This is a genomic window from Micromonospora sp. HB375 (assembly GCF_017872985.1).
GTDB lineage: Bacteria > Actinomycetota > Actinomycetes > Mycobacteriales > Micromonosporaceae > Micromonospora > Micromonospora chalcea.
The window spans coordinates 3620661-3635892 of the sequence record NZ_JAGGJO010000001.1 but is presented as its reverse complement, the minus strand read 5'-3'; the positions used below and the strand labels follow the sequence as shown (position 1 = coordinate 3635892).

Sequence of the window (15232 nt, the reverse complement as noted above, 5' to 3'; positions counted from 1 at the left end):
TGTCATGGTTCACATGACCAGTGACGCACAGTACCAAGGAAAACTGAGCGGCAACGAGCAAGGATGCGTCTTGTTCACCGAGAATGGGCTGAACGGATGACCCGTAACGGGCCAGACGTTGTGGAAGCGCTCCCACAGGTGGAGGTCGATACCCCCGGCGCCCCGCCCGGATGCCGTCGCCGACTGGTCGAGACGGCCCGCCTGCACTGGTCCGCCACCGACGGCGGCGACCCCGCTGACCTGGCACAACGCTTCCTCGCCGCGCACGGCGTCACCCGCGACGACCTGACCCGCCCCGGCCGCCACGACCCCGACGACGCGGTCTGCGGCGCGGCGCTCTACCTGTCCGCCGCCGCCGGCGCGTACACCCTCGGCGTGTCGCCCGGCGCGCCGAGCCCCGCGCCGACGCTGCCCGACCTGGTCGTCGTCGTCTACCACCACACCGACCGGCCCACGCCGACCCCGCCACCGGCCCACGCCGGCGGGTGGCGGCTCGGACCGTGGCGCGACAGCTGGACCCCGGCCGCGCACGCCGCCGCCGTCGACGCGGTCCGCGCCGCCATCGCCCGCGGCGACGTCTACCAGACCAACCTCGTCGGCCACGCCGCCGCCCCGTACACCGGCGACCCCCGGCCGGCGCTGGCCCGCCTCGCCGCGCTGCCCGGCGCCCGCTACGGCGGCACCCTGCACGGCCCCGGCTGGGCGCTCGGCTGCGCCTCCCCGGAAACCCTCATCGCCGTCGAACACGGCCGCCTGGTCACCCGCCCCATCAAGGGCACCCGCCCGGCCACCCCCGCCGGCCGCCGCGAGCTGCTCGCCTCCGCCAAGGAACGCGCCGAACACGTCATGATCGTCGACCTGGAACGCAACGACCTGGCCCGCGTCGCCCGCACCGGCTCGGTGCGCGTCGACGAGCTGTTCGCCGTACGCCGCTGGTGTGACCTGTGGCAGGCGGAGTCGACGGTGTCCGCGGCGCCCGCCGACGGCCTCGGCCTGGCCGACCTGCTGCGCGCGGTCTGCCCCGGCGGCTCGGTCACCGGCGCGCCCAAACGCGCCGCGCTGGCGCAGATCGCCGCGCTGGAGCCGGTCGGACGCGGCGCGAGCATGGGCGCGCTCGGCTGGGTCGGACCCGACCGCCTCGACCTGGGCCTGACCATCCGCACCGCCGCCGCCGACGGCGACCTGCTGCACCTGTGGGCCGGCGGCGGCATCACCTGGGACAGCGACCCGGCCGCCGAGGTCGCCGAGGCCGCCGCCAAAGCCGCCCCGATCCGGGCCCTGCTCGCCGGCTGACGGGCCGGCCCGCTCGCGGCGGCTCCGCCGGCCGGTAGCGGCCGTGCGCGGCGGCTACCGGCCGGCGGCGAACGCGTCCAGGGCGGCGACCACCCGCTCGCCGATGCCGTGCCCGCCGCCGTGCCCGCCGGACTCCACGATCTCCAGCCGCGCATCAGGCCAGTCCCGGGTCAGCAGCCACGCGATGTCCGGCGGGCCGCTGACATCCAGCCGGCCCTGCACCAGCACCCCCGGAATCCCCGCCAGGCGGCTCGCGTCGCGCAGCACCTGCCCGTCCGGCTGGAAACCCCGGTTCGCGAAGTAGTGCGTCACCAGCCGGGCGAACCCGTACCGGAACACCGGATCGGCGAACCGCGGATCCGGCGCGTACCCGCCCGCCAGGGACACGTGCACGTCCTCCCAGTCGCACCAGTCCCGCGCCGCCCGCTCCCGCACCGCCGGGTCCGGGTCGTCGAGCAGCCGCGCGTACGCCGCCGACAGGTCACCGTCCCGGTCGGCCTCCGGCACCCCGTCACGGAACCGCGCCCACTCCTGCGGGAACACCCGGCCCATGTCCCGGGTCAACCACTCGATCTCCCGGCTGGTGTTGGCGACCACGCTGAACAGCACCAGCGCGGTGACCCGCTGCGGGTGCCGCTGCGCGTACGCCAGCGCCAGCGACGACCCCCACGACGCGCCGCACAGCAGCCACCTGTCGATCCCCAGGTGCGCGCGCAGCGCCTCCATGTCGGCCAGCAGATGCGCGGTGGTGTTCACCGACAGGTCCGTGGCCGGATCCGACGCCAGGGGAGTGCTGCGCCCACAGCCACGCTGGTCGAACAACACGATCCGGTACGCGGCTGGGTCGAACAGCCGCCGCCACCCCGCGCCCGCGCCCGAACCCGGACCGCCGTGCACCACAAGCGCCGGCCGGCCGTCCGGATTGCCGCACGTCTCCCAGTACACGCGCTGCCCGTCCCCGACGTCCAGCATCCCCTGGGCGTACGGCTCGATCGGCGGATACATGCGGCGGCCTCCCAGCGTCGGTGTCCGCACACCCTACGAGCGTCGCCGCCCCGGCGGGTGCCCCCCACCGCGCGGTAAGCAACGGATAGCCTTCCGGACATGACTATGCGCCCGATCCGGATCATCGGCGACCCCGTGCTGCGCACCCCCAGCGAACCCGTCACCAGCTTCGACGCCGAACTGCGCGCCCTCGTCACCGACCTGATGGACACGCTGCTCGGCGCACCCGGACGCGCCGGCGTCGCCGCGCCCCAGATCGGCGTCAACGCCCAGGTGTTCGTCTACGACGCCGACGGCCGGCGCGGCCACATGATCAACCCCACGTTGGAACTGTCCGACGAACTCCAGGACGACGACGAGGGCTGCCTGTCCATCCCCGGCCTGTACTTCCCGACCCCCCGCGCCCTGCACGCCACCGCCCACGGCTACGACCAGCACGGCGAACCCCTCACCATCACCGGCAGCGGCTTCCTCGCCCGCGCCCTGCAACACGAGACCGACCACCTGCGCGGACGCCTCTACGTCGACACCCTGCGCGGCGACACCCGCCGCCGGGCCCTGCGCGAGATCCGCGCCGGCCGGTTCGACTCACCCAGCCGCGGCCGCTGACGTCAACGCGCACTCGGTGAACCCGGCCACCCGGGAGAACCCCAACCGCTCGTACAGCCGCACCGCCGCCGCGTTGTCCGCCCGCACGTTCAGCGTCACATGATCCACCGACGTGCGCAGCCGCGCGCACAACGCCGCCACCACCCCCGCGCCCAGACCCCGACCCCGCACGTCCGGATGCGTCGTCACGTTCCCCAACGCCGCCACCCGCCACCGCGGCGAGAACACGTGCACCCCCGCCACCGCCACCAACCGGCCCCGCTCCCGCACACCCACGTACTGGCCCGTGTCCAGCATCCGCGGATCGAACCAGTTTCCCGGATACGCCACCGCGTACAACCCGGAAAGCTCCGCCGCGTCCGCCGGCCCCAACGGCTCACCCACCGCCGGCACCGCCGCCAACCGACCCGGATCCGTCAACGCCATCCGGTGATGCGCCGCCGCCTCCGACACCACGAACCAGCGGCCCACAGCCGCCTCCAGACCGGGGGACAGGTGCGCCCACATCCGCGCCGGCAACACCGGCGCCGCCTCCGCCAGCAACCCCGCCAACTCCGGCACCCGATCCGGCGCCGCGAACGCCAGCAACGTCGGCAACTCCACCCCGTGATACAGCAACACCACCTGGTCGCCACGCCGGAACCACGACGTGTACGGCCAGAAGAAATCGTCCAGATCACCCAACTGGTACGCGTGCAACACCGGATCCCGGCCCAGCAGACCCGCCAGCACCGCCCGATCGTGCTCCGCCCGCACCGCCACCGCGATCAGCCCGCCAACCACTGGTCGTAACCCAACCGGGCCACCAACGCCAGCACCACCACCAGCAGCACCACCCGCACGAACCCCGCACCCCGCCGCAACGCCATCCGCGCGCCCACCGTCGCCCCCACCACGTTGCACACCGCCATCGCCGCACCCAACGCCCACCACACGTGCCCGGTCAACCCGAACACCACAAGCGCACCCAGATTCGTACCCGCATTCACCACCTTCGCCATCGCCGACGCGTGCACGAAATCCGAACCCAGAATCGCCGTGAACGCCAACACCAGAAACGTGCCCGTACCCGGACCGATCAACCCGTCGTACAGGGCGATGCCCAACCCGGCCACCGCCACCGCCACCACCACCCGCCCCGGCGTGCGCCGCGGCGACGACACCACACCAAGCGACGGCCGCGCCATCACGAACACCGCCACCGCCACCAGCACCACGAGCACCACCGGCCGGTACGCGCCACCCGGCACCGCACCCGCAAGCGCCGCACCCAACCCCGCCGTCAGCACCGCCAACCCCGCCGCCGGACCCGCCACACCCCAGTCCAGCTTCGTCCGCCGCGCATACGTCACCGCCGCCGTCGACGTACCGAAAATCGCCGCCAGCTTGTTCGTGCCCAACGCCGTCGCCACCGGCACACCCGGCGCCGCCACCAGCAACGCCGGCAACAACAACAGACCACCGCCACCCACCACCGCGTCCACCCACCCCGCGACAAGGGCAGCGGTCAGCAACGTCGTCAACGACAGGGCATCCACCGCCGCATTCTGCCCACCCCGCCACCAGCGACAACGCCACCTGTGGCAAGCCTCACCGGCCCCGACGACGCCGCAACCACACCCCCACCGACCCCACCGCCACGAACACCAGCATCGAACAGCACAACAGTCTCAGCACCCGGCAAGACTGCCACGACGACGTAGGGTGTCCAGGTGCGCCTGGCCACCTTCAACCTGCTGCACGGCCGATCCCTCACCGACGGACTCGTCGACCCCGACCGGCTCACCGCCGCCGTCACCGCCCTCGACGCCGACGTCCTCGCCCTCCAGGAAGTCGACCGCGACCAGACCCGCAGCGGCAAACTCGACCTCACCGCCCTGGCCGCCCGCGCCCTGCACGCCGACCACCACCGCTTCGCCGCCGCCGTCGTCGGCACCCCCGGCGAACAGTTCCGCCCCCTCACCCACGACGACGACGGCCACGGCGAACCCCTCTACGGCATCGGCCTGATCAGCCGCCACCCCGTCCGCTCCTGGCAGGTCACCCGCCTACGCGCCGCCCCCGTCCGCTCACCCATCTACGCACCCGGACCCGGCGGCGGCCTCATCCTGCTCCGCGACGAACCCCGCGTCGTGCTCGCCGCCGTCCTCGACACCCCCCACGGCCCCCTCACCGTCGCCGCCACCCACCTGTCCTTCGTCCCCGGCTGGAACGTCTGGCAACTACGCCGCGTCATCCGCGCCCTGCGCACCCTGCCCGCACCCCGGATCCTGCTCGGCGACCTCAACCTGCCCGCCGGACCCGCCGCCGCGCTCACCCGCTGGCGGCCCCTCGCCCGCCGCCCCACCTACCCGGCCGGGCAACCCCGCGTCCAACTCGACCACATCCTCGCCGACCGGCACGCCCTCGACCGGCTCCCACCCGTCACCGCCGTCCACACACCGCTGGCCACCATCTCCGACCACCGGCCCCTCGTCGTCGACCTCGGCTGACGCTCAACCCAGCCCGGCCTGCCGCCGCGCCGCGTCCACCGCGTTACGGAACAACATCGCCACAGTCGTCGGACCCACCCCGCCCACACGCGGCGTGATCGCACCCGCCACCTCGGCACACGACTCGTCCACGTCCGGCAGCAACCGCCGCCCCTCGTACCGCACCCCACCACCGACCACCACCGCACCCGGACGCACATGCTCCGGCCGCACGATCCCCGGCACCCCCGCCGCCGCGATCAGGATCTCCGCCCGCCGCGTGTACCGCGGCCAGTCCGCCACCCCCGTGTGCACCACAGTCACCGCAGCGTTCGCCGTCGGCCGCTTCTGCGCCAGCAACATCGCAAGCGGCCGACCCAACGTCGCACCCCGGCCCAGGATCACCACCTCCCGGCCCGCCACCGGCACACCGTGAAACGCCAGCAACGCCTCGATCCCCGCCGGCGTACACGGCAACGGACCCGGCAACCCCAACGCCAGCCGGCCCATGTTCACCGGATGCATCCCGTCCACGTCCTTGTCCGGATCCAGCACCGCCAACGCCCGGTCGTAGTCCAGATGACCCGGGATCGGATACTGCACCAGCACACCGTGCACCGTGGCGTCCGCGTTGAAATCCGCCAGCACCGCATGCAGATCCGCCTGCGACGCCGACGCCGGCAGATGCACGTGCGGCGACACGAAACCCAACTCCGCCGCCTGGCGCTGCTTGATCCGGATATAACCCGCGCTCGCGTCGTCGTCACCCACCAGCACCGTCGCCAGCGCCGGCGTCACCCCCGCCGCACGCAACTCGGCCACCGACGCGGCGACCTCCGACAACACCCGCTCCGCCACCGGAGCACCCGGCAACAACCGCGCAGAAGACATACGACACCTCGCCCGCAGGGGCCCAGGCGGTCGACCCCCACGACGAGCTCCCCGATGGTTCACCCATCCCCGTGCCGCCAGTCGCGTTCCCCCTCAGCCTGCCACAGCCTCCGCCACCACCGCATCCACCACCACCTGCCACCCCGGCAACGCCGCCAGCAGACCGTCCGCCCGACGCCGCCGATCCGCCGCCGACGCCACACCCAGATCCGCCAGCACCGCCTGGAACGCCGGCCGCAACGCCCGCTCCCGCTCCGGCGCCACCGCGCCCAACACCACATGACACCGCGCGTACGTCACCAGCACCCAGAACATCGCCTCCCGATGCCGCCCCGCCCCGATCAGCTCAACCGCACCGTCGAACACCACCGGACGCCCCGCCGCACCCAGATCCGCCCCGAACGCGAACCCCTCCCGCGGCAACCGCGCCACCTCCTCGAACACCACCGCCAACCCGGCCAGATGCGCCCGCACCCGCGCCGGATCCAACCCCACCCCGCCGCCGTCGAGCGTGTCCAGCAACCCCGGATACCGACCGGCGAACCCGAACCGCGACAACACCCACTCCGCCCGCACGTACCGCCGCCGCACCGTCGGATCCACCAGCCCCGCCACCGCCGGCCACACCGCCAGCAACGACGTCGGAAACACCCACGCCAACACCTGCTCCGCGGTTGGCCGCTCGGCGTCGACCGCCCGCAACCCGGCCTCGATCCGCCGCCGCACACCCGCACACCGCGCCCGCACCCACACCGGATCCGCGAACCCCGCCGCCACCCGCTCCCGCAACGCGCCCAACCGGCCCGACGGATCCGCGATCACCCCATCGGTACGCAACATCGGCGCGAACACCCACGACCCCAGCACATCCTCCGGACCGCCCAACTCCGCCCACGTGATCGTGCTGACCTCCAGCAGCACCCCCCGATACACGAACTTGCCCACCTTCACACCGGGCTCCCGGCGCACCAGCAACACGTCCACGTCCGACCATGGCGGCAACAACGCGTCGTCCGGCAACCCCACAGTCGACCCGCTGAAGAACGCCCCCTCGACCGACGGATCGACGCGCATCCGCTCCCGTACCCACCCGGCCGCCACCGCCCGCGCCGCACCCACCCGCATCCGCCCGATCCTGCCAGCCCGGCAGCGCATTGACTCACCCATTCTGGATACGCACGGTTGTAGATCGGGCACAGAACGTGCAACATCGATACAAGTGACTGTCGTCGAATCGTGTGGGGCGATGCCATGGCGGGCTACTATCCGATCCTCAAAGGCCGAAAAGCTGAGTTCCAGGCCATCGACAACCTCGCTGGCGAACTCGCGCCACACATCGTCCCGATCTTCGAAGTCGTGCCTGACAAGGGACCGATCGAAGACGCCCGCAAGTTCATCGAACGTGTAAAGCGAACACTTCCTCCCGGCATGGTCGTCGCTGTCGATGTGCAGCACCTTCCAGAACCGATGACCGGTACTCGCCGACCACTCCACGACATCGCCGTCGACCTGGAAGCCTGGAGAATCTCAGCGCTGCCCGTCGTGCACCTGCAGGACACAACCCAACAACTTGCGGACGTGCGTAGCGCCGCCGCCATGCACGGAGGCGGCGTCGTGCGAGTCACGGCCAGCCACGCCGAACCAGACGTCACCGAAGTCGACGGTCGGCTCTCTCAGGTGTTGGCCGTGATCGAGTTGCGTACCGAGGACTGCATCGTCGTCCTCGACGCCGCCGAGGTGCGCTCCGACCAGGACCTCACGAAGGCAGAACCCCTGCTCCGCAAGCACCTCGCGTGGACCCGACGCCATCACTGGAAGGACGTCGTCGTCGCGTCGGGCGCCATGCCCCCGAATCTCTCGCAGGTTCCGCCTCATCGGGCAACCCCACTCCGTCGCCGGGACTTCGAACTGTGGCAGCGACTTCAGCAGCACGGCGTCCAATTCGCCGACTACTGCATCGCTCATCCGGGGACGAGCGGCAAAGGCTGGGGACCAGCGCCGAACATCCGGCACACCGGCCGCGATACCTGGTGGACGTACCGGACGACGCGCGACGGCAAGGGCAACATCGGCATCTACGACATCTGCAAGGCCCTTGTGTCCGCCGACCATTGGCCGGCCGCCGGACGGCACTTCTCCTGGGGCGACGAGCAGATCGCTCTGCGAGCCGCAGGCCATGCCGGGACCGGCGTCGCCACGGATTGGATCGCTTGGGGAACGTCACACCACCTGGCGTACGTGGCCGCTCAACTCGGCCTGACCACTACCGCTTGAGCAACCCCGACAACGCCCGATTGGTACGGTTCGCCGCCACCGCCGCCCGCTGCTGACCCGCCGTCACCTCGATGTACGTCTGCGACGACGCCAACGACGCATGCCCCAGCAACCGCATGATCTCCGCCGCGCTCGCCCCGTCCTCCGCCAACCGCGTCGCGAACGTGTGCCGCAGCGCGTGCAACCGCGCGCCCCGGGGCACCCGGTCACCGATGCCCGCCCGCCGGTAACACGACTCCACCAGGTACTGCAGCCCACCCCGCCGCAACGCCTCACCCTGGCGGTCCACCAGGAACGCAGAGTCCGGCCGCACACTGCGCGCCCCGAACCGGAGCCGCCGGCTGTCCAGATAACCCGTGAGCACCCGGTCCACGGCATCCTCGATCGGCACCGTACGCGGCCGCCCGCCCTTGCCCGCCACGTCCACCCGCCGCTCGCCGTCGCGCCCCGCCACCGACGACACCCGCAGCGCCAGCAGTTCCGACAGGCGCAACCCGGCGCACAACGCCAGCGCCAGCACCGCCAGGTCGCGCTCCGGCCACGGGTCACGCTGCCGGCCCTCCGCCCGGGCCACCGCCGCCAGCAGCTCCTCCGGGGTGTCCTCGCCCCGGAGCGGCTTGGGTCGGGGGAGCGGCGTACGGGGCCGCCCCACCGCCGGCATCGGATTGCCCGGTACGACGCCCTCGGCCACCAGGAACGTGAAGAAGCTGTTCCACGTCGACCAGGCACGATGGACCGAGGCGGCCGCGCGGGGAGCGGCGAACCGCGCGAACGCCGCGCGCATGACCCGGGGGGAGAGGGAGCTGACCGCGACCCGGTCCAGGGGGAGGGGAGTGGCGTCGCCGTCGGCGGCGATCAGCTCGGCCACTGCGGTCAGATCCCTCCGGTACGCGGCCAAGGTGTGGGGGGAGGGCTTGCGGGTGGCCCGGGCGGTCAGGAACTCCTCAATCAGACCGCCTACCGTTTCGTCCGGTTTGTCATGCATAAGGGATATTATGCATGATTCTCGCGTTCCCGCCAGGAGGCCCTTTCGAGGGGGAGTGCGGCCCGCTCAGTCGATGATCAACTCCACTACGCCGAGGTGGCGGCAACCCGGGCGCTCCGATGCAGCCACATCCGCGTACTGGCGGCGGCAGCCACACCTGTCGGCACTCGGCCGGAGCAGGGAGGGCGGTGAAAGGGGCCGGTGCCCTCTCTGCTCCGGCGATCATGAAGTTGACCGCGGATGCTGTCCCATTTGTCACCGCCAACCTCATGATCGCCGGAGCGGTGGATGGGTTGAGAGTGTGGCGTCGGCGGGCCGCGCCTAGGTGTGCGGTGCGACGGGGCAGCCGGCCGGACCTCCAAGTCCCGGAAGGTCAGCCGCCTCGCGAGGACGTCCGGGGAGGCCCGCCGGAGCTCTACTTGACATAATGTACATTATCGAATCATGGCTCAGGAGGGCTTTACGTCTTCGCCGAGGGTGTCCGACATGACCTTCAGAAGCGCGGCCAGCCGTGGCTGGTGACCTCCGGCCCGCAGTCTCGCGAGTGCCGCGTCCACCTCTGCCTTGACCGCCTGCCGCTGCGACACCTGCCCCGAGTCGAGCGCCTTCTGGACTCGCGGTGTCAGGTCGGCCAACAACGTCAGGGCCTCCGTGTCCGGCGTATCCGCGTCGTCGGACAGTTCCGGGGCCTGCTGCCGGACGTCTGCGAATCGCCCTGCCCCGAACCGGGCCAGGGCGTCCGCCACGTCGTCCGCCGGCTGCCGCACCTGATCGAGGTCGAGCAGCTTCAGGGCCGGCCGCCCGTCGACCGGGCTCCGGCTGGTGAGCGGACGGTCGATCGTCGCGGCGGTGGCCGGCACCAGCAGCACCTTTGCGGCTCTCTGGTTCCGGCCACGGGACGGTAGCGGCTGGTCGAGCACGACAGCGTCGATCTCGGCCCATGCCACGAGCCGGTTGAGCCCGGCGACCCGCAGATCCAGTCCGTCGGCTCCGATGCGGAACCGGAACGGCCTGAGCTGGTAGGCGACGAACAGGCCGGCCGACACCAGCCAGAGGCCGAGAAGGATCCATCGTCCGGTCGACGCGGAAGTGTGGTAAAGCAGCGGGAGCACGCCGACTCCGAAGACCGTGAGGCCCCTCCACAGCTTCTCTCGGCTCCTACGCAGCTCCATGCCGGCACCTCGTCCCTTGTGGCCTGTCCTGGGAGGGCCCTACATGGTGGCACGGGCGAGGCGCTCTCGTGATCATCCGAACGTCCCCGGAAAGACCAGCACCTCTCCCCTGCCTGCCGGTACGAAGATCAGCTCAGACCGGCTGCGGGTCGCGGCGCTCGGCCTCGCCGGGCTCCGGGGCTTCCTCGACGGCCCGCAGGTCGGGCATGGCGCGTACGGCGGGCGCGACGGCCGCGCCGACGGCGAGCGCCAGCATGACGGCCGCGAAGCTGCCGAACACCACCGGCGCCGGTACGCGGTCGATCAGCAGGCCGGACAGGGCCGGGCCGAACGGCGCCACGATCAGCGCGATGAAGCTGGTCGCGGCGTTCGCTCTCCCCTGCAGGTCGCCGGGGGTGAGCAGGGTCTGGAGGGTCAGCATGCTGATGTTGGCGGCCGGTACGACCAGGACGCAGGCGCCGGCCAGCGCACCCAGGACCAGTCCGTTGTCGGTGGTGGCCATGGCGGCGGTCAGCACGGCGCAGGCCCAGACGACGGCGAGGATCAGCCAGCGGGTGGGTACCCGGGCGGTCAGCCAGGACGCGACGAGTGATCCGGCGACGGCGCCGAGGCCGACGCATGCCATGACGGTTCCGGCGGACAGGCCGGAGGCGCCGTTGCGGACCGGCACGACGATGATCGCCAGCAGGACGCCCGCGAACGCGAAGTTCAGGACGGCGCCGCAGAGCAGCGTGAACCGCAGCGACGGTTGCCGCCACAGGAACCGGACCCCGGCGACGGCCTGCCGGGGCAGGGACTCCCCCGGCGTGGTCGCCGACCGGCCGAGTGGGCCGCGCAGCAGGGCCACGGCGACCAGGGAGACGGCGTACGAGAGCGCGTCGACGAGGAACGGCAGTGCCGGGGCGAGGCCGAACAGGAAGCCGCCGAGCGGCGGACCGGCGAGGTGGACGACGCCGTTGCGGGTCTCGTTGAACACGGTGGCGGTACGCAGGTCCCGGGCTGGGACGACGGCGCGGGTGGCGGCCGCGGCGGCGGGTTGCAGCGCGGCGCCGAGGCCGGCGGTGGCGGCGGCGAGGACGGCGATGAGCAGGACTGGCGCGTGTCCGACGAGGGCGAGCACGGTGACGCCGGTGACGGCGAGCAGCGCGCCGGCGTCGCAGCAGAGCATGAGGATGCGCCGGTCGCGGCGGTCGGCGAGCAGGCCGGCGGGCAGGAGTACGAGGACCAGGGCGATGCCTTCGGCGAAGGCGACGAGGCCGGCGTCGGTGGCGGAGCCGGTGGTCAGCAGGACGAGCAGCGGCGTGGCGACGGCGGTGACCTGGGTGCCGAGTTTCGACGCGGTGCGGGCGACGGTGATGAGGAGGAAGTCGCGGTTGTGTCGTAGGCCGGTGGGCGGCATGGGGGCTCCGTGTGCGTGGTGGCGGGCGGGATGCCGGCTTCACCGGGCCGGGTTGACGACGGACCCGGGCGGGCGGTGGCCGCCCGCCCGGGTCGCCAGGCGGATCAGGTGTGGCTGGGGCTGGTGGCCCGTTCGCCACTGCCGTCTCAGCCGTTGCAGCAGGCGATGCTGATGCTGCTGGACTGCGGCGGGACCGCGTGGCGGGTGCCGTTCTGCGTGGCCATGGCCTGCAGGTTGAGGAGCTTCGTCATGGGGGTTCACCTCCTTCTCGGGTGTGGTGGGTTGGCCGTCGGTGGTTCCGACGGGGTCTGTGGGCGCCGGGCGGGGGTTCAGCTCGCGGCGAGGAGGTGGCCGGTGGGCGCGACGTGGGTGGGCGCGTCGAGGAAGGGCAGCGTCACGGCGGTGCGGTGCAGCGCGGCGTGCATGGCGGACAGGATTCCGGCGCCGCCGGCGGCGAGGTCGGTGGAGATGCGCAGCAGGGTGTCGCCGGGGAACGCGAGGTGGCCGTCGAGGGCGTAGGCGTGCCAGGCGAGGCGGGTCAGGTGCGCGGGGACGTGGTGGGGCGCGTCGTCGCGGACGAGTCCGACGGGGCGGTGCGGGGTGGCGCGGCGCGGTGGGTCGTCGGTGAGCAGGGCGGCGGTGGCGAGGAGTCCGGCGCGGCCGTGGAAGAGGCCGGGCAGCAGGACGAATTCGACGTCGATGGTGCGGCGGACGGTGGTGACGATGTCGCGCAGCCACTGGCGTTCGCCGTGGCGGAGCAGTGTGTGGGCGGCGACGGCGATGCCGGCGCTGCCTTCGTCGAGGTAGAACAGCCGTCGTGCGCCGTCGCGTACGTGGAGGTTGCCGTTGTCGTCGCGGACGGTGTGTTGCAGGTCGCGGCGCAGGGCGGTGCGGGCGGCGCGGAGCCAGGCGGGGTCGCCGGTGGTTTCGTGCAGGCGGGTGAGGAAGGTCGCGGGGCCGGACCAGCCGTGGAGCAGGCCGGGGCGGGTGGGTTCGGGTACGGGTTGCGTGGTGTCGCCGGTGAGGGTGCGGGCGAGTCGGTCGCCGATGTGCAGGGCGTCGTCGGGGGCGGGTCGGCCGGGGCGGAGCAGGGCGAGTCCGATGCCGGCGAGGCCGCTGTGCAGGCCGGGGCCGTAGCGGTGGTGGAGGCCGGTGCGACATCGGTCGAGCAGTTCGTCGGCGTCGTCGTGGCGTCCGGTGCGGTCGAGGAGCGCGGCGATGCCGGCGAGGCCGTCGTAGAGGCCGAGGTGGGCGGCGGGTAGGCGGTGGGCGGCGCGGGTGAGCCAGTCGAGGTGTTCGTCGCGTTCGGGGTAGTCGACGCCGGTGTTGACGAGTGCCCAGATGATGCCGGCGGCGCCGTGCGCGAGGGTGGCGCCGCCGTGGGGGAACTGGCCGGGGTCGCCGGGGAAGAGCCGGTCGGTGCGGTGTGGTGTGGCGGTGGCGCGGATGCCGGCGGCCAGGGATTCGATCAGCTGGCGCGGGTCGGCGGACCACTGGTGGCGGGTGACGCGGCGGCGGCCGGGCGCGGGTGGGTGCAGTGCGGTGCGCAGGTCGTCGCGGATGCGGTCGAGGTAGCCGGGCGGTAGCGGGAAGCGTCGGGCGATCGTGAGGAGGTCGTCGAACTTGTCGTCGCTCAGGGCGGCGAGGGGTGTCAGCGGTACGAAGACGGCGAGGCGTAGGCAGGCGAGCGCGTAGGTGTCGACGGCGGTGCCTCGGCGGATGCGGGGGGTGGCGAAGCCGGGGTCGCCCAGTGAGGGGGTGAAGTCCTCGTCGGTCAGGTACGCCTGTTCGAAGTCGACGAGCACGATCCGGCCGTCGGGGCGGATCATGATGTTGGCGGTGTGCAGGTCGCCGAAGACCACTCCCCTGGCGTGTATCCGGGCCAGGGCTGCCTGGACCTGGTCGATGACGTCGAGTGCCCAGGTGGTGTAGTCGGTGAGGTCCTGCTCGGTGGGGTCGGGGTGGATGAGTGGGTGCCGCATGGCGAGGTGGTGTTGGAGGGTGTCGCCGTCGACGTGCTCTTCGACCAGGAACTGGTGTTCCCACCAGGTGAGGCGGTCGAGCAGCTGGGGTACGCAGTCGAGGCCGGCGAGGCGCCGCAGCATGGTCTCTTCGCGGCGCAGGCGGGTGAGCGCGTCGGTTCCGGCGCCGTCGAGGCCGGCGTGCGGGCGGGCTTCGCGCAGGACGACGGTGCGGCCGTCGCGTAGGTCGGTGGCGCGGTAGACGCCGCCGGCGTTGGAGTGGTGCAGGGCTTCCTCGATGCGGTACGGGGGTTCGTCGTCGGTGTGCGCGTCGACAGCGGCGACGGCGGCGATGTGCTCGGCGACGAAGTCGGGCACGGGGGCCCAGTCGGGCACGGTGAAGACGGGTTCGCGGCGGTCGGGGACGAGGGTTCCGTCGGGGCGTGTGACGGCGGGGACGGGCTGGTCGCCGTCGACGCACCAGAGCTCGGCGAATCCGCCGTAGCGCAGGTAGAGGGGGCCGTCGTGCCAGCGCAGGTCACTGAGGACGTACGGGCCGCGGTAGCCGGCGAGGCGGGCGCCGAGGTCGTCGAGGACGCGGCGCAGGGCGGTGTCGTCGGCCGGGTAGAGGGCGGCGAGTTTGCCGCTGCCGGCGCGGTGGGCGTACTTCTCGTTGTTGACCAGGGCGAGGCGGCGGCTGCGTTGGAACTTGAAGGCGACCCGGTGGGTCACGCAGTGGTCGCGTACCAGGTCGAGGACGTCGGCGGCGTCGTCGAGGTTCACCGACACGTGGACTTTCCAGCCCTGCTGGGGCAGCTGCGCCTGCGGCGGGTGCCACATGATCCAGCCGCCGTGTTCGGCGACGCGCCAGCCGTCGGGCGGGGTCTGGTCGGCCAGCGGGAACCGGCTCGCCGTGTCGGCGACGTACGCCGGTGAGTCGACGTGGACCGGGTCGGCGATCAGGAACGCTCCGGGCGTGGGCATGGCAAACCTCGCGGCCGTGACGATGGGTTGGGTGTCCGGGGCGGTTCGGTGTGTTGCCGTTGTCGCCTGGACTGGTTCCATCGTGGTGGTAGCCGGCCGGTGCTGGCGTCCGGCCGTGGGGCGAGGTTCGGGGTCCGTCCCGGCTCGGTGGTGGGCGTCGGGGGTCCGTCTGGAAGGTGACACCGGAT

At 72.4% G+C, this 15232-nt stretch carries 13 protein-coding genes; 4 read left to right on the top strand and 9 right to left on the bottom strand.

All coding sequences use genetic code 11. The annotated features are described in order from the left end of the window. Positions 1-96: 96 nt before the first annotated feature. A complete protein-coding gene (locus J3R08_RS16635) occupies positions 97-1293 on the top strand; it encodes a chorismate-binding protein (RefSeq protein ID WP_140946320.1) in 1197 nt (398 codons plus the stop codon). 54 nt (positions 1294-1347) lie between these two features. Here J3R08_RS16635 and pip read toward each other — a convergent pair whose 3' ends face one another. Continuing rightward, on the bottom strand, positions 1348-2298 hold the full coding sequence (gene pip / locus J3R08_RS16630) for a prolyl aminopeptidase (protein ID WP_209961946.1): 951 nt from the start codon (positions 2296-2298) through the stop codon (positions 1348-1350). A gap of 99 nt (positions 2299-2397) precedes the next feature. Between pip and def the strand changes: the two genes are divergently transcribed. Then, the gene (gene def / locus J3R08_RS16625; RefSeq protein ID WP_064445948.1) at positions 2398-2907 is read left to right on the top strand and encodes a peptide deformylase; all 510 of its coding nucleotides are present in this window, start codon (positions 2398-2400) and stop codon (positions 2905-2907) included. On the opposite strand, the gene J3R08_RS16620 is transcribed toward def, so the two are convergent. Together J3R08_RS16620 and J3R08_RS16615 are read right to left on the bottom strand one after the other, a co-directional pair. After that, complete coding sequence (locus J3R08_RS16620; RefSeq protein ID WP_209961943.1) at positions 2887-3690, bottom strand: GNAT family N-acetyltransferase; 804 nt, start codon at positions 3688-3690, stop codon at positions 2887-2889. The two genes, def and J3R08_RS16620, sit on opposite strands and share 21 nt — an antisense overlap. Next, positions 3675-4445, bottom strand: coding sequence for a TSUP family transporter (locus tag J3R08_RS16615; protein ID WP_209961941.1), 771 nt, complete (start codon positions 4443-4445; stop codon positions 3675-3677). The genes J3R08_RS16620 and J3R08_RS16615 overlap by 16 nt, the downstream gene beginning before the upstream one ends. A gap of 174 nt (positions 4446-4619) precedes the next feature. Between J3R08_RS16615 and J3R08_RS16610 the strand changes: the two genes are divergently transcribed. Beyond that, positions 4620-5399 (top strand): endonuclease/exonuclease/phosphatase family protein, encoded by a 780-nt coding sequence (locus J3R08_RS16610; protein ID WP_209961939.1) that lies wholly within the window; start codon positions 4620-4622, stop codon positions 5397-5399. 3 nt (positions 5400-5402) lie between these two features. On the opposite strand, the gene J3R08_RS16605 is transcribed toward J3R08_RS16610, so the two are convergent. After that, positions 5403-6269, bottom strand: a complete 867-nt coding sequence (locus J3R08_RS16605) for a bifunctional 5,10-methylenetetrahydrofolate dehydrogenase/5,10-methenyltetrahydrofolate cyclohydrolase (RefSeq protein ID WP_064445951.1) — start codon at positions 6267-6269, stop codon at positions 5403-5405. A gap of 93 nt (positions 6270-6362) precedes the next feature. Continuing rightward, on the bottom strand, positions 6363-7295 hold the full coding sequence (locus tag J3R08_RS16600) for a hypothetical protein (protein ID WP_280841788.1): 933 nt from the start codon (positions 7293-7295) through the stop codon (positions 6363-6365). A 225-nt stretch (positions 7296-7520) separates the two neighbouring features. On the opposite strand from J3R08_RS16600, the gene J3R08_RS16595 reads away from it, so the two are divergent. Then, positions 7521-8543 carry a beta family protein gene (locus tag J3R08_RS16595; protein WP_209961935.1) on the top strand — a complete coding sequence of 341 codons (1023 nt, stop codon included), beginning with the start codon at positions 7521-7523 and terminating at the stop codon, positions 8541-8543. Here the strand turns inward: J3R08_RS16595 and J3R08_RS16590 are convergent. The 4 genes from J3R08_RS16590 to lanKC all read right to left on the bottom strand — a co-directional run bounded on the left by J3R08_RS16590 (position 8533) and on the right by lanKC (position 15044). Next, positions 8533-9528, bottom strand: coding sequence for a tyrosine-type recombinase/integrase (locus J3R08_RS16590; RefSeq protein WP_209961933.1), 996 nt, complete (start codon positions 9526-9528; stop codon positions 8533-8535). The genes J3R08_RS16595 and J3R08_RS16590 overlap by 11 nt on opposite strands. A gap of 449 nt (positions 9529-9977) precedes the next feature. Further along, positions 9978-10700: a hypothetical protein gene (locus tag J3R08_RS16585; protein ID WP_157538985.1), complete on the bottom strand. Its 723-nt coding sequence runs from the start codon at positions 10698-10700 to the stop codon at positions 9978-9980. Between the two features lie 133 nt (positions 10701-10833). Beyond that, positions 10834-12099, bottom strand: a complete 1266-nt coding sequence (locus tag J3R08_RS16580; protein ID WP_051610940.1) for an MFS transporter — start codon at positions 12097-12099, stop codon at positions 10834-10836. Positions 12100-12428: 329 nt separating this feature from the next. Then, on the bottom strand, positions 12429-15044 hold the full coding sequence (lanKC, locus tag J3R08_RS16575) for a class III lanthionine synthetase LanKC (protein ID WP_209961931.1): 2616 nt from the start codon (positions 15042-15044) through the stop codon (positions 12429-12431). Positions 15045-15232: the final 188 nt, after the last annotated feature.